Below are 21,126 nucleotides of genomic sequence, written 5' to 3' on the forward strand. Positions count from 1 at the left end.
ACTTCATTACTATTTCAATCCACGCATCCGCGAGGGATGCGACCTCGACTAACAATATGGTCGAACTTTATCAGGACATTTCAATCCACGCATCCGCGAGGGATGCGACCGGAAATACCTTACTGGGTAGTGGTTCGTTTTTGATTTCAATCCACGCATCCGCGAGGGATGCGACCGAAGGTGATATCATTAAACAAACCTACCACAAAATTTCAATCCACGCATCCGCGAGGGATGCGACCGAATCTGATGAAGAACCCCCTTTCAATAGAATTATTTCAATCCACGCATCCGCGAGGGATGCGACGTCATTTTCTTATAAGCCAGCTTCACGGCATACAGATTTCAATCCACGCATCCGCGAGGGATGCGACTCAGACAATTACGACCGCATAAGGGGTCCAGCTATTTCAATCCACGCATCCGCGAGGGATGCGACTTATGTATTATCCCTAACGTATAAATTATCTGATCGATTTCAATCCACGCATCCGCGAGGGATGCGACATCTAGGAAGCGAAGTCATACTGGCAGGATAGGAAATTTCAATCCACGCATCCGCGAGGGATGCGACGGACAGTTAGAGCCGGGGAGCTAGGGGCGATTATATTTCAATCCACGCATCCGCGAGGGATGCGACCTAGAGTGGGTAAATGACAACTGGGAAATGGAGAGATTTCAATCCACGCATCCGCGAGGGATGCGACCGCGATGAGCAAAAGGGTTAAATATACGTACCTTATTTCAATCCACGCATCCGCGAGGGATGCGACCGAAACATATTGATTGCCCGTTGTAGTCTCCCATATTTCAATCCACGCATCCGCGAGGGATGCGACTCCGATTTTCTAGTAATTTAACCTAGAAATCAGCCTTCCCTAACCAAAACATCATTTAAATTATACATTTTTTTCTTTATTTGGATGTATTGCATGGTTTTCTCGGTGCGAATGTCCCGGGAAATTCATGTTCGCTTTGGATTCGCACTACAAAATTAAAGGCCCTTCCAAATCAAGGGAGGCTTTAATGCCAATGTGCTCAACTTTGTTTCTGTAATTGTTGCCAAGTTGATAGAATCTAAGACTGTCCTGATTCTGGTCAATTACATCTTCAAGCTTCATTTTTAATACAGCGAATTGGGTCGAATCAACAATACATTCAAACACGGAGTTTTGGACGCGTTGACCGTGATTCTGACATATTTTTGATACATTACGTAATCTTCTCTGCCCTTCACTATCCATCGTACTTACATCATATGTAACTATTATCAGCATTAGCTGCACCTACTTCCATAGGAATGGAGGGTACTCATCCAGATCATTTCGCAAATACCGTGCTAATAGTAAGGCTTGAACATGCGGTACTAATCCCCAAGATATTTTCTCGGCTAAATACGGGTGTGTAATCTTCTCTTGCTTCTTATTTTGCCACGCACCCAGGAATTTCTTTCTGGCTTCATCCGTCATGATCACGGCTCCATTTTCCTTACGAACGAAATCTTCTGGATTGACTATTCTTTTATTAATCAGCGACAACACAAATCTGTCTGCAAACACCCCACGCAATTCCTCCATGACATCTAAAGCGAGCGATGCCCGCCCGGGACGATCTCGATGCAAAAATCCTATGTATGCATCTAACCCAACTCCCTCTAAAGCAGATGTCATGTCATTAGCCAGTAGTGTATAGGCAAGCGACAGCATGGCGTTCACAGGATCTAATGGTGGTCTGCGGGAACGAGAGCGAAAAAAAAAGTCGTCTTTCTGCTGTAAAATCATTTGGTCAAACAGTTTATTATAGCTTAAGGCAGCCTGTCCCTCTAATCCCCTTAACCGCTCCAAATCCTCACATTCTCTTATATCTGCCATAATAGAAGATAGGTGCAAAGACACTTCCTTAAACCCTGTAATATCTATACGTAGTGGATAATCTCTAGTCATTCTTTCAATCATCCATTTATGGTTATAAATCTTACCTATAATAAAATTCCGGGCAATTCTTGCTGATAGCTCTTCATCTTCAGATGCAAGAGACTGTTTCTTCCTTAGAACTACATTCCCCTTACTGGAACCAATAACTCTGGCAAGGAACCTCCCGTTCATCGTTAAGAAGACAATGGAAATATTCCTCTCCGCACAATATCCCATTAACGCTGGGCTTGCCCCTGTATAACCAAAGGTCACAATAGATTCCAGATTATGAAGAGGTAATCTACCTAACTTCTCCTGTTCCTTAAGTAGGACAACATTGTCCCCATCTAGCGATAAATAAACATCGGGTTGAGTAACAAATAGTGTATTCAGAAGTTTTTTCATTCCCCAATTTTCCCTTCGATATAACTTTTCACAGTTCGTTTATTCATGAGTTCAGGTAAACATATCGAATGAAGGGAGCAACTGTTGCAAAAGGAACCTGTTTTCACTTTAGGAGTAAATTTCCGGCTGTAATAATCTTGCATTTCTGAAACGACTAATCTCACTTTACTTTTAATCTCAGCAGTCAGTGGCACTTCGACTCGATGTTTAATTTCATTATAGAACATATAACCCGTGTTTATTTCACACAGAAGCATTTCCTCCAAACATAAAGCTTGAGCTGTTAGCTGTAAAAGATCAGCATCATCCATCTTAGGTTTTCCCCGTTTGTATTCAACTGGATATGGCATATACTTTCCCTCAGCTCCACTGATTTCAACACCACTGTTATCTCTGATAAACTCAACCACATCACAAATACCTGTTATTTTCAGGTCATTAGATTTGACAGGCATGGCACGTACGATGAGTTTATCACCCCGTTTCTCTCTAACAAATGGCTGATCCGCCTTACGATGTAAATACTGACCTTCAACAGTTCTAACGTTCTCCTCCCACTGCTGTTCAATATGAATAAGTGCCCACTGTCGCCTACAAAATTGAAAATGTTGAATCCCAGACAACATTAAATAATCATCGTCTTCACTACAGGCCATCTATGATCTCAACCTTTAATCCTTCCAATTCATTCAATTCTATAGAATAATCATCAATGGTTTTGGGCTCTTCGACACGTGATTTTATCGTTAGTGAGCGATGTACTTTGGCGGAAGAATATTGACCCAGCTTAGAAGAATGCTCCCACCAATATACTTTATGAATTTCCATACTTCCATCGGGTCTTGCGGCAGAGGAATCATTTTCAAATAGTGTTACAAGCGCTTGCTTAATCTTGTCCGCATCTTCGTATGTAAACCCGGTTTTCTCCGCTAATTGAGTATTGATGCTCCCATAAATAACATAAAGTCCATAATCCACACGATGTTTCATTCCCATCGTATCCGAGCCTCTGTCCTTGCCCGGTTCCGAGTTGACACTCTTCGTGATTTGCATACTTGTAATATCAATCGGATTAACGCTGGTAGCCGTATGAATAGAGACTGGACCTCTTACACCAACAGAGACACCTGCCCCTTTATCAGCGCTTTTGAATGCAAACACCTGTCCAAAGCTGCGAACATCAATCCATTCCTGGCAAGCAACACTGGCGAATTCATCACTTGAGGCTGTTTTTGACTTCAAAATTTTATTCAAATCAGCATTCGCATCTGCGCGCTCTCTTAAACTGTTAAATGCATCTACTTTACGATCATTGGATTGGACAAAAATAGATTCTCCCATGTCCTGCAGACGGTTTCTAATCTTCCGCTTAATCGCTACATCCGAAATCTCACCATGGCCGTCGTAATTCTGCCGTGGACGATTACCATTCAACGGATCTCCATTGGGGTTAGCACTCTTTACGGATAATACGACAGCAAAATCAATCTTATGATCTAATGTTGACATATTAATCACTCCTCATTAGATGCATTTACTGCATCATTATTATTATTTTCTTTCTTTTGGTAGAGTTCGTGTCTTTGACTATAAAAACCTAACAAGTATTTTCCAGATAGAGGCTTGTTGCTGAAATCGTCGACTTTAAATTTGGATGCAACTTCATCAATAATTTTGGAAAGGTAGGTTGCTTTTGTACCTAACCGTGCCTGATACGGCTGCAAACTTCTTTGGATCGTCATCCAGGTTCTCTCGGGATGCATTGAAAAAGAATTCATATAACGAATCGCGTTGCTGGAACGCATCTCATCCCCTAATGCCCGTCTTTCCAATACATCAGCAACCGCTAACAATCGTCCAAATAAATAATCGCGATCATCCGTTTCTGTATCTAACGCCAACTTTAATCCCTCCTGTCTATTAATTAAGGCACATGCGATGCTTAACGTCTTCTCCCATTCCCATTTTTCCATCGATACAGGGTTGGTTGCTCGGTGGATGGCACTATTTACAATATCTTGTGGAATCCTAATGTCATCTACAATACATGGCAGCATCCGTTCCATTAGTCCCTTTACTATCTTCTCATTCGCCCGTGGCCCATAAGCTGCAAAAGCAATATCTTTCGTGGCTGGCGCACCGATAAATTGCACAAACTCCCCCTGATCATCTTTGCGATAACGATGCAGCCACACACAGGTTGAATGCCACTTCTCCAACTTGTCCAAATATAGATTCTTATCCATATTTCGATAGTGCAGCACGGCCATTCGTCCAGTTGTTGCTGAATCAAGAATCATAATATTAACGTCTGCCTTGGTAGACAGATCATTCCTATAACCATCCAAGGCTTTGGAGACTTCATTCGCATACTCTTGGTTAGTGTAAGATTTCTTGGCAAGAATGATTGGTCTAGGATCAATCGCAAAAGTATCTACGGTTGGATCAGGAATATCCAGAGCATCATTGCCCCATACCAAAAACACCCGTTGATCGGCAAATCTACCTTGGCGATTAATTAACCATTTAAGTGCATTGTGCGCCTTTTGAGACACTTCATAACTAATACTTGCAGCCTCGTTACTTGAATTAAACCGACCTCGATAGGTAAAGCCACTTGAATCATTTGCTGAAATTAACTTCGCCTTGTCTGCCGCATTACGAATCTTGTTTGCATGCTTATCCGTACTTGGCAGAGTTTGTCCTGTTACATAGCAAATGTCCTCATTACCTAGCAAATCCCGATAATACTGAATGAAAGAATTATACATCTCCTGATCCTTCCACACTTCAGTTAAAATATCGCTAGGCGAATAAACATTAAAACGTATAAAAGCACTTTCCTGTCCACCTGCAACTGCGGCGAAAATAGGAGGTTTATCAGAATGTAGTAACTCGTATTTTTTATCCCATTTCTCAATTAGCCGATGGTCAGAATCAATAAACAAGATGTTATGTTCTACTAAATCACGAATAAGTTGGCCTTTTTTCAAATAATTATAAATACTACGAACCTTCGAAGTACCATGTGGTGAGTTGGCCCATTCCCCTAATTGCTTAATGTAATGTATGAAAGATTCAGCATCCTCTCCTTCACCGCTATAAACAGTAAAATCACCAGCTACATAAACTAATTTGTCGTGCAAGGGATAAGGAGATATTACCTTACCTGCCCGACTCGCTGACTTCTCTGTACATGGAATTAATGTGCTCATATCGTTCTTGTCGATCACGAAAGCTGAATGAAATTCACCGTCTTCCGTAATTCCTACTTCAATATGAGCATTTTGCGTTGTATGAGAGACAGGCAGTAACGTGTACTCTTGACCGTTATATTTTTGTTCAATGATACCAACTCTATCCAGATTGGACTCATAAGTCTCGTATAAATTTAATAGCCAGCTCATAGATCCCCACCCCCTTCCATTTGGGCATATAGCTCATCTACTGATTCTACATTGGTTTGGTCAAAATGCTTCGGTTTCATATCATCCGCTGCTTTACGAATCTGCGTACATTCATCGGGACGTATAAACTCGATCACACCATCTCTCATGACGGGACTCCATAGACGCACTTCCATTTGATCCCGTCCCGTTTCATCCGGATAACTGATGCCATGCACCATATTACCGAGATGTATATCACCATAATCATCGTAAAATCCCTTACCTTCCCCAAATACACAGGGCTCCACATAACCCTGACATTCCCGTGTTCCGAGGAAAATATCTCTTCGACCTCCGGCTTGAACACATCTCCGGAAAATATTATGATGCTTATTTTCGTTACGGTCATGCGCCAAATCCGGACGGTTCATGTTAAATTCAAAGTGAGCTGTCACCTGGTAACGAACATCTCTTAAATAAGTATAGTTAGCCAGCGTATTTCCCCCGCCGTACTCGATTGGACGAATGCCTTTGGATTCCATGCGGATAGGTTTCATTACACGGATCTTGTCTACAATCATAATTAGTGTGGGTTTCCAATATATGGATTCCACTACACCTTTTAGTGCCTGATAGCTCGGCACCTGGTAAGAGAGTTTTTCCCCGCCCAGTTTGGTGAGAGGATCCGTGAACAGCGCATAGTTTCCTGTAATTTCAAACTCTACCGAATTTCTCATAGTCTCACCTCCTTTCTTGAGTTGTCTTTATCGTTTCCATAATGATCTAAATACTAATACATACTCAAATCAAACCCACTCTCATTCTGAAGATCAAGACCAAATTCCTCACTATAAGCTCCTTCTTTTAATACCAAGACATGTCCATCAAGACAGCTCTCCAATCCAGCGTTCTTATCCAATTGATCGTGTTCATATTTAAATAAATTAATCGTATACTGTTGCGATCTACGTAATAATCGTGTTAGCTCTTCAATTCTGCGTTCACCATTCAGTTCTGCAATAATGTCCTTACCCTCATCCCCATATGGTACGATTACCGATGTTGTAAGATCATGAATTACACGAAAATGTTCAGCGGCTGTTCTATAGCTGTTCGCCAAGAATAAAGGAAGCCGCTCTTTATTCTTGGTAGAGTAGGCTTGAAAGTATGAATTATCAGCAATATTAGCTAACAATAAACTAGTCATCTTCGAGCCTAATTTAGGTATAGGGTAATCCAAGTCCGTTTTAAATTTAGAATAAAACTCTTTAAAATATTTCTCCATAGCTTGAATTGATAATATATGGCCGCCATGATATTGCTGATTATTTTTCAAATCAATAAGAATCTTCTTAGATATTTCCTTGCCAACCTTAATTTCTCGTAAATGCTTAAGGTTTTCTTCGATATGATCTATTACATAAACCTGTTGTAATTCTTGCTCCCCATGACGATTGCATCTGCCTGCAGCTTGCGCAATAGAATCTAGTCCGGCCAAAGAACGAACCACACATTCAAAACTGACATCTACTCCTGCCTCAATTAATTGTGTGCTGATACATATGATTTTATCGTCATTGTTTAAATGCTCTCTAATTTTTTGCAAAAGATCGTTCCGATGCGCAGCACACATAGATGTACTGAGATGATAGATAGGGACATCGCTTCCAGCCATGTTTAATTGCATTTGCTGATACAATCTTTTCACTACTGTCTTAGTATTTAAAATAACTAGCACACTTTGAACCTCATCTATTTTCTCCACAATAAAGTCACATAGCTTATCATTATTAAACCCTTCGTCTGTCGCCTGATCGATCACTTCCACACGTTTAAATGCTTCAATGACATGATCCAGATTATCAATCATTTCAGCGTCTGTGTTAATCTTCAGCTTATGCTCAACAAAGTCTAAGGCCGGCTGCGTTGCAGTGCATAACACAATACCGGAATGACCAAAGGTCCGCAAAAAATTTAATGCTTCATTAAATAAAGAGACACATGAAACGGGTACCTTCTGCACTTCATCAAAGATGATAACCGATTCGCATAAGTTATGTAGACGTCGAATGTTCCTGCTTCCTTTGGCATAAAACACATTCAAAAACTGTACCATTGTAGTAAAAATAATCGGCGAATCCCAGTTATCTTTGGCAAGCTTCAACTTTTGCTGTACGTTGACCACGCCATCCAAATGCTCATCATCATCACTCGTGTCCTCAACTACATTTGAGTGATGCTCCAAAATATTAGCGTCGTCCAGTAGAATCTTGCGTACTTCCGCTGCATTTTGCTCAATTATTGTTGTATAAGGAACGACATAAATAATATGTTTTTTGTGATATGTCTTGGCGTGCTTAAGTGCATATCTCAAGCTGGCCAAAGTTTTACCGCCGCCGGTTGGAATGGATAAAGTGTAGATGCCAGTTGGCCTCTCGGCACAATGGTCACACTGTCTAGACATCTCGCTTCTTAATAAATTAATAGGAGTTTGGGAACTACTTTGACCTGCAAAAGAATCAATCTTACTCATAAGCTTGTCATAATAAGAAGCAAAAAGCTGCTTATAATCAAGAGCCGGTTCATCAGCTTTATTTCCCTCAAATAGTCGGGTGTTTGTTCGATCGGCATCGATTAAAGCGCTGAATATAAACTTGGTTAAGAACATCAAATTTGTTTCAGAGCTCACGGAAGGTTCCTTATCTAAATAATTCCTCAACTCAGCAGCAGCCTCGTCTACATAATGATGGAATTCATCTTTACTCATCACTAGTTCAAAAAACCTCTGTTCCGTCCATTTGTATTCCTTCAAGTCTTTGTCTCGAACTCGCTGTAAATAGTTCGACTCTAGTTCCGGGTTCAGAAAATCCTGGAGATAAGAGTGATGAGATATAATTGCATTTCCAACAACTTCAGATAATAACCCTTTGTCTCGATGGATATTTTCGACATGGAATAATTTGTATAAAAACTTCCCACCTGCTGTTGAATGGTCAACACTCCCTCTTCGCGGAGGAGAATCCGGATTATTAACGGCCTCTATTATGTACTCTCTGAACTCATCCGTATATTTCCCCATATCATGTAACATACCAGCCAAACCAGCAATGTGTTCGACCCCTATTTTCGCTCCATAGGATTCCGCTAAAAGCTTAACCCCTAGCAAATGTTCTTCCACAGTCTGGTACTGATGATCGCTCTCACGAATATGAGCCACATAATTCATTTCACTTTCCCCCTGCGACATATTTTTACCCTAGTTATAAACATGATTCGACATACTTAATGAATCACCTTCCAAAATATTTATAAAATTGGTGATTCTAGGATATTGCCTCTTCGTAGCATTTATCAAAGCGTGATTAAGATTATTAATCTCCGTGGTTACTAACTATTAGCTGATTTAAGCGATACTAAGGATCTAAATAAATTAAGGTAATATCTTGTAAAAATACAAATAAGCCGAACCATTAGTTCGACCTACATTTTACATAATGATCCATTTGTCAGAACTTCATTATCCTTCGGACAACCTGAACTTGCTTTTATCTTCCCGCTTATAATCATTTCATGATCCCTATTGTACATTTATTAACGCGTCAACGAGGAATGTGACTGATATCTCAGTTGTTTGTCCTTGATGTGACCTGGCACTGCTAAAACATGGTCACTAACTTGGAATTTCAATCCACACATCCACGTGGGATGTGACGTCCGACAGGCCCCCGATTTGACCAAATCACCTAGCATTTCAATCCACACATCCACGTGGGATGTGACCATTAAATCAGACTATAGCGCTTGCGATATGTTTATTTCAATCCACACATCCACGCGGGATGTGACATATCATGACGTGCTTTCTGTGACATCGGATCTCATATTTCAATCCACACATCCACGTGGGATGTGACAAATTTAAGTTCTCGGTGTTCTCACTCATTCCTATTTCAATCCACACATCCACGTGGGATGTGACATAAACCACGCGCCGATGAGCGCAATAAGGAGACCATTTCAATCCACACATCCACGTGGGATGTGACAATGCATACAACCGAGGAAAAGCAACTCATCAAAATTTCAATCCACACATCCACGTGGGATGTGACCGATTGGGGACCGATATTGGAAGTGTCTACTTCTATTTCAATCCACACATCCACGTGGGATGTGACCCCAAACCCGAAGTATCGGTATGAGGACGACCACTAATTTCAATCCACACATCCACGTGGGATGTGACATCGAGGCCATAAACGATATTACACGGCGTACAGGATTTCAATCCACACATCCACGTGGGATGTGACCACAGCTGCATGCCATACCAGTAAACGTAATGGATATTTCAATCCACACATCCACGTGGGATGTGACTCGTACATCCATGTCGCATAATCGCAAACAAAAAATTTCAATCCACACATCCACGTGGGATGTGACTTTAAACTTTCATTATGACGTTCTTTTAATTTTATTTCAATCCACACATCCACGTGGGATGTGACTGTAATTAATCAAGCGGGATCAACGTTCAATGGTATTTCAATCCACACATCCACGTGGGATGTGACTTGACGCAAGCCCAAGGAGATATGCACGATTTACGATTTCAATCCACACATCCACGTGGGATGTGACTTTTGATCGCAATAAACGCCGTCATGAACCAAATCATTTCAATCCACACATCCACGTGGGTTGTGACAACGTACAGCCGATCTTCTCGGAAATATGAAAATATTTCAATCCACACATCCACGTGGGATGTGACGATGATGTACTCGGTCTATCGATACTGAGTACAATTTCAATCCACACATCCACGTGGGATGTGACTACCTACCTGAAAGGATGGACAAGCCATGGGATATATTTCAATCCACACATCCACGTGGGATGTGACTGGATTACGACACAGTATGGGGACACTTTTGTTAATTTCAATCCACACATCCACGTGGGATGTGACAGTTTCGTCCTACTGCTCAATATCTTTAATGTTGATTTCAATCCACACATCCACGTGGGATGTGACTTAGATTCCAATCTACCAATGCTAACTCTGGATAATTTCAATCCACACATCCACGTGGGATGTGACAAGGCTAAAGTGATAAGCCCTTTATATCCAATTTGATTTCAATCCACACATCCACGTGGGATGTGACCATCACTGTGAATAAAACCGTTCATAAGAATTGGAGATTTCAATCCACACATCCACGTGGGATGTGACGTATAACCTTTATGTTACCGACAACGGAGGACAATTTCAATCCACACATCCACGTGGGATGTGACACCATATTTAATTGGAGTTATATTAGTACTAGGTATTTCAATCCACACATCCACGTGGGATGTGACTATGAGTACAGGAATATTCCCAAGATGCGCAAAATTTCAATCCACACATCCACGTGGGATGTGACGTTCAACTGATTGAGGAGTATTTGTATTACTAACCGATTTCAATCCACACATCCACGTGGGATGTGACGTCGAAATCGAACTCGGAACCGGAGGAAAAGGAGATTTCAATCCACACATCCACGTGGGATGTGACACCTAAACGCAATGAATTCGATGATTGCTAAGATATTTCAATCCACACATCCACGTGGGATGTGACGAATACGGTCTGGATCATCATTGTTAACCACAGGATTTCAATCCACACATCCACGTGGGATGTGACAACGGAGGTTTGAATGATTAACCCTTATAGGGGAATTTCAATCCACACATCCACGTGGGATGTGACTGCCGCTAGATAATCGTTTGATCTGATCTAATGATTTCAATCCACACATCCACGTGGGATGTGACATTTTTACTTGGTGTCATAGTGGCGTCTTCTGTCGATTTCAATCCACACATCCACGTGGGATGTGACAACTGTAATCAAAAGATTTTGGTGTACATCTAAAATTTCAATCCACACATCCACGTGGGATGTGACGTAACGAATACCTCAGAGAATTTATACGAGATACAATTTCAATCCACACATCCACGTGGGATGTGACGCCTTATCCGGTGTCTGGGGAGCTTATGGATTTTATTTCAATCCACACATCCACGTGGGATGTGACGATGTTACAATAGCAGATACAGGGACAACTACAAATTTCAATCCACACATCCACGTGGGATGTGACAATTGAAAATGAAGTTATTGAAATTATGGATAAAATTTCAATCCACACATCCACGTGGGATGTGACTCAAACAAATTCACTATAAACTCTTCGGGTTTCGATTTCAATCCACACATCCACGTGGGATGTGACGATATCCTTAATAAAGACGAAAAGGCAAAAGAAATATTTCAATCCACACATCCACGTGGGATGTGACTGGAGCCGGGCAACTATTTGTCGTTTACTGTTAGGATTTCAATCCACACATCCACGTGGGATGTGACTAGTGTACGTCTGTTTCGTGACCATCAACAACTAAATTTCAATCCACACATCCACGTGGGATGTGACTAGTGTACGTCTGTTTCGTGACCATCAACAACTAAATTTCAATCCACACATCCACGTGGGATGTGACTAGTGTACGTCTGTTTCGTGACCATCAACAACTAAATTTCAATCCACACATCCACGTGGGATGTGACGCGGTCTAGGGGTAAAGCCCCTACTGACGAGGTCAATTTCAATCCACACATCCACGTGGGATGTGACAGGAACGCCACAGAGAGAGCTCACCTAACTGGACATTTCAATCCACACATCCACGTGGGATGTGACAGATAGACCATTTACTAGCCAAGGTGGAGAACGTATTTCAATCCACACATCCACGTGGGATGTGACTGAGACACAGGCTATAAAGGATCAACTCGTTATTAAATTTCAATCCACACATCCACGTGGGATGTGACGTAAGGAAGCCAAAGCGAAGTTAATGTTTGAGAATTTCAATCCACACATCCACGTGGGATGTGACTAGTAGAGTCATTCAAGATCAGCAAGGCTATGTTTATTTCAATCCACACATCCACGTGGGATGTGACGTGATATCTTTTTAGGTGTAACTAATACCTCAGAATTTCAATCCACACATCCACGTGGGATGTGACTTAGGGAGGGAAAACAATGATTCCAGAGTTAAAAATTTCAATCCACACATCCACGTGGGATGTGACGTTTGACGATGAACAACCCTACAATAACGATTGCTAATTTCAATCCACACATCCACGTGGGATGTGACAGTTCTATGAACTTGTAAGCTGTGTTGCTTTTAAATTTCAATCCACACATCCACGTGGGATGTGACAGCGAATTTTAAGCAAAAATGAACTAATATTCGCATTTCGAGTGTATAGATTGGTTTAATTTGCCTGATTTTTTTCGATTATCCTCTTTTGGAGATTTAAATTTCTATTATAAGGTAATTTATCGGTGCGAATCTCCCTGGAATTTTATGTGCGCTTTACATTCGCACCGTATAAATAGCTTTGTTTTTTACTAATTTTATTCGACAACGATGTAGAAGTCTTATTGGTTTACCTAAACCCTGAGTCCCCAAAGGCAGTCTCGTTATATTATTAATGATCTGTTCTTACAATTCTTGTTTCATCTGCGATACCTCGAGTTCATTGTAGTCATCATTCTATATTCTCAACATTCGACAGCAATAAATCATCTTTACCTCCAAATTTTAACATGGAAGAATAAATAAACCAACAAGCACTTGGCTTGTTGATCACTAATTCACATATATAAACATACGTATTTATCCATCGAACCCACTGCCAACGGATCTCCCAAGTATATAAATTATACAAGGGGTGACATATATTTGAGTTATCCCGAATCAAACTAGCTCTGACGGACTATATTTAAATCTTATGAAAAGGATGATCCACATGAAACTCACACTTAAGAAGTTAACCCTTTCGTTGTTGGTATTTTTTCTTTATTTTGCATTCTATTCACTTTGCTCAGGGACGTGATTTTCGGATATATCACTATTCCTCGTCCTTATGACATTGTAATCCATATGGCAGCTTCAGCCTTAGTCATCTTAATATCTTTGATACTGACAAGTCTTCTAGTTAATAATGATCAACCCTAGACAAAGTCAACTATGCTATCGAAACCTTCCAGAGGACACTCATCTTATTTTTGTAATTACACTTTTTCCTCCACGAGTAAACCTAGCTCCTGATTCTTCTTCTTAAACCGCTCGTTATGTGAGGATACATACGCCATTCTCGTGGCCTCTGGATCCATATACAGTTTGGCGCTGTTAAGTGCCAATACAGCGTCCGTAAACGTTCCAGCAATCAGTCCCACTTTGCTGCCATAAGATGCGAAATCGCCTGCGCCGAAGATGCCAGGGATATTGGTCGTCATGCGCTCGCCTACATTCGCGTTCCATTCCCCCAGGTCGAGGCCCCAATCACGGATTGGGCCGAAATCACTCTTCATCCCGTGATTCACGATGACTGCATCAACCTCCAGTTGTTCTTGCTCTTCCGTTTCTATATGTGCAATTGTCACTTGTTCGATACTTGTTCCATTATTGCTATGTAACGCCCCAACTGCATACGGTGTGCGCACATCTACCGAGGACTGTTTCATCCGAGACACGTTTCGCTCATGTCCGCCAAAGCTATCGCGTCGGTGTACTACCGTTACATGCGCGGCAATCGACTCCAACTCATTCGCCCAGTCTACCGCCGAATCCCCGCCTCCAGAGATCAGTACTCGTTTGTCCCGGAATACTTCCAGCTCCTGCACCGTATAGTACAGGTTCGTCACTTCGTAGCGATCTGCTCCTTCGATCTCCAGCTTCGCCTGCTTACGCATGCCATAACCGATGGTCAGGATTACCGTACGTGTATGGTGCCGCTCGCCACTTGATGAGGTCAAGATAAAAGTACCGTCCGGCTGACGATCGAAGTCTATAATTTGCTGACCAAGCACAATCGTAGGCTCGAAGGTGCTCGCTTGCTCGATTAACTGGGAAGTTAATTGCTCGCAGCGAATCGGTGGCACACCACCGACATCCCAGATGATCTTCTCGGGATAAGTAAGCAGCCGCCCGCCTAGCTGATCTTGGGCTTCAATTAGCTTCGTCTTTAATTCACGCATGCCGCTGTAAAATGTCGTATATAATCCGGCAGGCCCTCCGCCGATAATCGTCACGTCATAAAGCTCCAATGTTTCGTTCATTTTCACGCCTCCGCATTTGTAATTTTGATGTTACTGATCTTTAAGTTCCAAACTGAGCTCGATGCAAGCGGCTGTATGTACCACCCACTGCAATCAATTCCTCATGTCTGCCCTGTTCAACAATTCCCTGATCCGCAACTACGATAATGCGGTCCGCATTTTTGATCGTTGCCAATCGGTGGGCGATCACAAGTGTCGTGCGTCCCTGTGAAAGTTCCGAGAGCGCCAATTGAATGGCGGCTTCCGTCTCGGTATCCAATGCCGATGTCGCTTCATCCAAAATGAGGATAGGTGGATTCTTCAAGAACATTCGTGCAATGGATAGACGCTGCTTCTGTCCGCCGGACATCTTCACGCCCCGTTCTCCAATAAACGTATCCAGTCCGTCCGGTTGCGATAGAATTAACTCTTCCAACTGCGCTCTCTTCGCCGCCTCCCAGATCTGCGATTCGGATGCATCCAGCTTGCCATAGGCGATATTCTCTCGGATGGTACCGTCAAACAGGAACACATCCTGCTGCACAATGCCGATATGTGAACGCAGCGATTCCAACGTCATCTGGCGAATATCGATGCCATCTATGGTAATCGAACCTTCGTCTACATCGTAGAAACGTGGCAACAGTGAACATAGCGTCGTCTTCCCAGCGCCAGATGGACCTACCAGTGCGACCGTTTCCCCGGCCCGAATGGATAGATCTACTCCACTTAGCACCTTCTCCTTGTTCTCATAACCGAAGGTTACCCCACTGTAGGTAATATCACCTTTTACTTCTGTAATCGGCTTCGCATCCGGCGCATCATCCACATCCGGCTCGGTTTCTAGCAGCTCTAGGTATCTTTTAAATCCGGCAATCCCTTTCGGGTACGTCTCGATCACAGAGTTAATCTGCTGAATCGGACCAAGAAACACGTTGGATAACATCACAAAAGCGATAAACTCCCCGTATGACATCCGATTCTGAATGACAAACCACGTTCCGCACACAAGCACAAACAACGAAACACATTTCATTAGAATAAAACTAAGCGAAGAGTTCCAGGCCATAATCCGATAGGTGATCAGCTTGGTCAAGCGAAAGCGATTGTTGTTCTCCGCAAAGCGTGAGATTTCATGTTGCTCATTAGCGAACGCCTGAACGACACGGATTCCACTAACATTGTTCTCCACACGAGCGTTGTAGTCAGCAATATCTGCGAACATGCGCTTGAAGGCAGCCGACATTTTGCTACTGAAAAATAGAGACAAATAAATCATAAGCGGGACAATGATAAAGGTTAGTACCGCCATCTGCCAGTTGATGCTGAGCATAATACCGAACACGCCGACGAGCGTCATGACCGCGATAAATAAATCCTCTGGTCCGTGATGCGCAATTTCCCCAATGTCCATCAAATCATTCGTCATTCGGGACACGAGATGTCCCGTCTTATTATTATCGAAGAAACGAAATGATAGCTTTTGCACTCGGTCGAACAGCTTCTTGCGCATATCCGATTCGATGCTAATCCCCAGCTTGTGTCCCCAGTAAGTCACCACAAAATGTAATGCGGCACTAACAACATAGATGCCCAGCAAGCCGAGACATGAATATAAGATCCATTTCCAGTTACCGCTTGGTAGTAAATCATCCACCACCTTGTTAACAGCAACAGGGAATACTAATTCCAACAAAGCGGCTATGATAGCGCAGGTGAAATCTAATATAAACAGACCTTTGTATGGGCGGTAATAAGCGAAAAAGCGACGAAGCATACATATCCTCCTTTATTACAAGCCCTGATGTCACTTGTACTTCAGTAATTAGCTCGATGATATTGATTATCATTTTCATTAAGCTTAAAGTATAAATGACCTATCCAACTGTGACAATGGATTTTTTGAATTTTTTATATGGCAAATCTTCATTTCTGCGTTCAGACATCAAAAAAAGCCATCCGCCAAAGTCAGCGAACACTTTGGAGACAGCTCTCTTTGACCATTTTCCCGCAATATCATCATTGAATTGTGTGTATATTTGACTCGCTTACTTTACCGTTGCTAGCAAACTATCCACAATAAAGTCAAGCTGCTTATCCAATGAAATAATGTCATTATAATACGATAATCCAAAGCTTAATTCGATGAGTCGCCCTTCCTTCACAGCCGGAATGCTATTCCATATAGCGTTATCTGATAAATCCACCATTCCTTCATACGAAGAACGGAAAATATAATCACCAGCGTATTTGGGTAATACCTCAAAGGATAGGTTATGAACGCCCCCACTATCAGAGGTTTCAATCTCCTGCTGTATAAGCTCAGGTCCTTTCAGCCCCAGGTATTCATAGATTACCTGTGAGCCGCGACCATATTGCTTACTGGAAATTACACTCATTTCGCCTTTGCCGCCTTCCATAATGCTTACCCTTTTATCCAGAATGCCAGCTGCCTTCAACTTCTGCTTGCTCTGCTCCACCTTAGCATAGAAGTTGTCCAGCAGCGTCTGTGATTCGCCTTCCTTGCCGAGCACTTCCCCAATCTGCTTCAGACGTTCATCTACTGACATCTTCTCATAGGGAATATAGACCGTTGGTGCAATTTGATAGAGCATTTGATAGGTTTCCTCAGAAGGAACAATGATGACATCCGGATCAAGCGCAAGCACCGCCTCAGGACTAGGTTCGAACCATGTGCCCAAGTCGCTAGTTCCAACTAGCTCCTTCTCAAAGGCCGCCCCTTCGTAAGCACTAGAGGAACCAACAGGCTTCACGCCAAGTGCCAGTACATCGCCCAGCAAATACAGGACAACAACCCGCTGCGGGTTAACCGGCACTTCGACATCTCCTTTGACGGTAGATACCGTCTTAGTCTGCGGCTCTGCCTCTACTGCCTGGTTTACACTGGAATTAGCTGAAGTAGAGGCCTCGCCAGATACCTGCGTACCTCCGTTTATAGAAGCATTGCTTGCTGTGCCGGTAGAGCAAGCACTAAGTAGTAGCGTGAGACAGAGCATTAAAGCTACGCCCAATGGTGACTTGTTGCTGTGGTTCATAGGTATGTTTCCCCTCTCGTTTAATTGATAATGATTATCATAACCATTACCAATATAACGGCTCACCTTCTCCTGAGCAATGTCATATCGAGCCACAGACGATGGTATATGAGGACGTGCATCCGGCCTTATATTCCCCGATCGATAACGGATCGGTGCTACTCCCACATGTTTTTTAAACATTTTCGCGAAATAATAGCTGTCCGGATAGCCGATGGTCTCGGCAATTTTCTGCAGGGTGGCATCGGTTGTAAGCAGTAGTTCCTTAGCTTTATCCATCCGAATTTGGATCACATAATCAATGGGACTGCTTCCGGTTTGGCGTTTGAACAGTCTTGATAAATGCCGCGGGCTACTATCTAGTAGCTCTGCTAGTAGATCCATCGTGACCGGCTCAGCATAACGCTCTTGCAAGTAATGTTTGGCCTGCGCTACTATGTCAACTTTGGTTGTAGTTATATGACGGTTATGAATTTGCAATAGCAATTCGTATACAAATTGATAGAACAGCGTCTTCACATGAAACCGCTCCAGCTCCCCCCTCTCCTGCCATTCCTTATTCATGAGCTCCACCTTGTGCAGTAATGAAGTAGGATGATCCGGTACAAAGCCATACTGAATATGAAACGGATTGTTTCGTTCCATCATGGACATTATTTCCTGGCGGAGAGGTGGTAGGATTCTCGCTTTGTAATAGATGATGTAATACTCAAATGCTTCTTCAGTCGGGTATATGCTCAAGCAGCAGCCCTTGCTACCATACAGGATAAGAAATCGATTCGCTTCATGACGTTGTCCATCCAATTGTAAATGAGCGCTTCCGCGTACCGTGTACAAGAAAATATTAGCTGGTAGCCGGTACGATCGAAGCTCCTCATCCAGCTCCATTGTTATATTGCGAATATCAATAATATTAATGAATGCGTGGTTCCATAGGATAAGCTGCTCACTTAACCGCATTATGTATGTTCAACTCCTCAGTAATCGCAGGATATCTGCAATCGATAGTATCTTCATCTAATCATAATTGATAATAGTTATCATTATCAATACTAATATACATAAAAAAGACACGACCAGCCACTCTCCCCCTAGAAGGTCGTGACTAATCGTGTCCGCTTTACTATGCTTAATTAGGATAAGGCTACTTCTGATTGTCTTTTAGAACCTTAACGATAGTCTCAAGTTGTAGCTCCATGGAGTACGGATCTTCCATGACAAATTCATCATCGAATTCTCCGTACATATAGACCTGACCTTTTGCAACCGCTGGAGCAGCCTTCCATATCGCACTCTTGAAGATCTCAGTCGCATCTTCCTTAGAGTTCACATATACAAATACATGATCCCCTAGATACTCAGGGAGCACCTCTAGAGATATATTCTCAAATCCCTCTTTCATATTTAATGCTTGTTCTGTAGGTGGTAACTGCAACATTTGATAGATCGTTGCACTACCATAATTCCCACCCGTCGCGGATAATACAAACAGTGCTTTCGACCCGATCTGAACTACGGAAACCGTTTCTCCCTCTTTGATGATGCCTGCAATTTCTTGCCTAGCATCAGCAACCTTCTGTTCATATTCCGTGATCCACGTCTCTGCTACCTGCTGCTTACCGAAAATTTCACTGATTCTTCTGAACTTCTCTATCGGACCTGCTGTAGATAGGCCTTCCCAGTATGGCACGAATACCGTTGTCCCGATTTTTTCATATTGTTCAATATTTTTCTCTATTGACCCTATGATCAAATCAGGTTCCAATTCTATTAATTTCTCTGCATTCATCGGAAATGAGCCTAGGTCTTCGATATTTGCCAGAATATCTGGGGAAATGCCAGCCTTCTCAATCCATGCTTCTTTCAGCATACCTTCTCGCACACCTACTGGAATAATTCCCAGCTTCAATAACTGTCCCATATACTGATCTGATGCTACCCGTTGCGGCTCTGCCGGGATTTCCACATCACCCTTTATAGTAGATACAATTCGCGTCTTTGCTTGTGACGACACATCCTGTCCCACATTAGAATTGCCGGAATTCGCTTGCGTTTCTACGTTATTATTAGTAGGCGTTTGCGATCCTCCACTTGTATTCGACGCACTTGAACATGCCCCTAACAATAATGACAGACACAAGAACACTGTCATTGCGCTTATCCTCATATTTCTGTACATATTTAAATCCACTTCCCCTTTATATTGATAATGATTTTCAATCTCATTACCAATATACCGCTCAAACTTTTTCGGGAGAATAGCAAATTTTCGTCTAAATAAGGGCAAATCTTCACCTTGGTTCCTATTCTTCCATTCGGTTTTGAACCGTGCGGGGGACACTCCCTTATACCTCTTGAAGCTGCGACTTAACGTATGCCCATCGAGATATCCCACATTCTCCGCTATCTCCTGCAAAGTAGCATCCGTCTGCAGCAGCAACTTGATCGCCTTATCAACCCGCACCTCACCCAGATAATGAATGGGACTAGTGTTCATCTTTTCTTTAAACAACTTAGACAAGTAACCAGCACTACAACCCCAATTTTGCGCTAGGGAATCCAGTGTAATAGGTTGGTAGTAATTTTCATCAATATAGCGGATCGCCTGCGCTACAAGGTCAGGCTTAATCGGCTCGATCCCTTGGGCATGCAATTGTTGCGAAAGCTCGTACACAAATTGATAGAACAACGTTTTGACATGCAGTTTTTCTAAATCATTTGATCGCTGCCACTCGTTGCTCATCTGTTCCACTATAGTAAAGAGAGACAGCGGATAACTCGGTGTAAAAGCATATTGATATTGGAATGGAGTAGATCCCTTCATGAAGGGTGAAGTCTCCTGACGGTAGGGTAAAGAAAGAGTCGCTTTATACAAAATCATATAGAACTCGAATTCTTCCTCCGCCGCAATATCAAGACATAATCCCTTACCACCATGGAGAATATCGAAACGCTTCACAAGGTGTACGTTGTGATCCAGCCACACTTGTGCGCTCCCCCGTACCGTGTACAAGAAAGTACTAGCTGGAAATCGATAGTTTCGCAATTGTTCTTTCTGTACCATGGTCGTATGACGTATGTCTATTATCTTGATGAAGGCTTGGTTCCATAACAAAATATGCTCGTGTACATTCATAACATTCTTACTCCTTCTGACAAAGGAAATCCCATATTCCCAAGA

The 21,126-nt window shown here is 42.5% G+C and carries 11 protein-coding genes and 2 CRISPR repeat arrays (1 of these 13 running past the window's edge); all 11 genes read right to left on the minus strand.

Going from position 1 to position 21,126, the window contains the following annotated elements; genetic code table 11:
• Positions 1-839: direct repeats of the CRISPR family, unit length 32 nt; unit sequence ATTTCAATCCACGCATCCGCGAGGGATGCGAC (it extends 2,511 nt beyond the left edge of the window).
• A 147-nt stretch (positions 840-986) separates the two neighbouring features.
• The gene (gene cas2, locus EJP82_RS19505) at positions 987-1,277 is read right to left on the minus strand and encodes a CRISPR-associated endonuclease Cas2 (RefSeq protein ID WP_127193750.1); all 291 of its coding nucleotides are present in this window, start codon (positions 1,275-1,277) and stop codon (positions 987-989) included.
• Positions 1,278-1,286: 9 nt separating this feature from the next.
• Positions 1,287-2,318 carry a type I-C CRISPR-associated endonuclease Cas1c gene (cas1c, locus tag EJP82_RS19510; RefSeq protein WP_127193751.1) on the minus strand — a complete coding sequence of 344 codons (1,032 nt, stop codon included), beginning with the start codon at positions 2,316-2,318 and terminating at the stop codon, positions 1,287-1,289.
• Positions 2,315-2,974 carry a CRISPR-associated protein Cas4 gene (cas4, locus tag EJP82_RS19515; RefSeq protein ID WP_127193752.1) on the minus strand — a complete coding sequence of 220 codons (660 nt, stop codon included), beginning with the start codon at positions 2,972-2,974 and terminating at the stop codon, positions 2,315-2,317. The genes cas1c and cas4 overlap by 4 nt, the downstream gene beginning before the upstream one ends.
• Positions 2,964-3,827 (minus strand): type I-C CRISPR-associated protein Cas7/Csd2, encoded by an 864-nt coding sequence (cas7c, locus tag EJP82_RS19520; protein WP_127193753.1) that lies wholly within the window; start codon positions 3,825-3,827, stop codon positions 2,964-2,966. The genes cas4 and cas7c overlap by 11 nt, the downstream gene beginning before the upstream one ends.
• A gap of 5 nt (positions 3,828-3,832) precedes the next feature.
• A complete protein-coding gene (gene cas8c / locus EJP82_RS19525) occupies positions 3,833-5,725 on the minus strand; it encodes a type I-C CRISPR-associated protein Cas8c/Csd1 (RefSeq protein ID WP_127193754.1) in 1,893 nt (630 codons plus the stop codon).
• Positions 5,722-6,444 (minus strand): type I-C CRISPR-associated protein Cas5c, encoded by a 723-nt coding sequence (gene cas5c, locus EJP82_RS19530; protein WP_127193755.1) that lies wholly within the window; start codon positions 6,442-6,444, stop codon positions 5,722-5,724. Before cas5c ends, cas8c begins: the two co-directional genes overlap by 4 nt.
• A 53-nt stretch (positions 6,445-6,497) precedes the next feature.
• Positions 6,498-8,933, minus strand: coding sequence for a CRISPR-associated helicase Cas3' (gene cas3 / locus EJP82_RS19535; protein ID WP_127193756.1), 2,436 nt, complete (start codon positions 8,931-8,933; stop codon positions 6,498-6,500).
• Positions 8,934-9,387: 454 nt separating this feature from the next.
• Positions 9,388-13,006: a CRISPR direct-repeat array (repeat unit 32 nt; unit sequence ATTTCAATCCACACATCCACGTGGGATGTGAC).
• 857 nt (positions 13,007-13,863) lie between these two features.
• Positions 13,864-14,910 (minus strand): NAD(P)/FAD-dependent oxidoreductase, encoded by a 1,047-nt coding sequence (locus tag EJP82_RS19540; RefSeq protein WP_127193757.1) that lies wholly within the window; start codon positions 14,908-14,910, stop codon positions 13,864-13,866.
• 40 nt (positions 14,911-14,950) lie between these two features.
• Positions 14,951-16,666, minus strand: a complete 1,716-nt coding sequence (locus EJP82_RS19545; RefSeq protein ID WP_127193758.1) for an ABC transporter ATP-binding protein — start codon at positions 16,664-16,666, stop codon at positions 14,951-14,953.
• A 271-nt stretch (positions 16,667-16,937) separates the two neighbouring features.
• Positions 16,938-18,905 carry an AraC family transcriptional regulator gene (locus tag EJP82_RS19550; protein ID WP_127193759.1) on the minus strand — a complete coding sequence of 656 codons (1,968 nt, stop codon included), beginning with the start codon at positions 18,903-18,905 and terminating at the stop codon, positions 16,938-16,940.
• A gap of 184 nt (positions 18,906-19,089) precedes the next feature.
• Positions 19,090-21,081: an AraC family transcriptional regulator gene (locus EJP82_RS19555; protein WP_127193760.1), complete on the minus strand. Its 1,992-nt coding sequence runs from the start codon at positions 21,079-21,081 to the stop codon at positions 19,090-19,092.
• Positions 21,082-21,126: the final 45 nt, after the last annotated feature.

It is taken from the genome of Paenibacillus anaericanus (assembly GCF_003994475.1).
GTDB classification, from domain to species: Bacteria; Bacillota; Bacilli; order Paenibacillales; family Paenibacillaceae; genus Fontibacillus; species Fontibacillus anaericanus.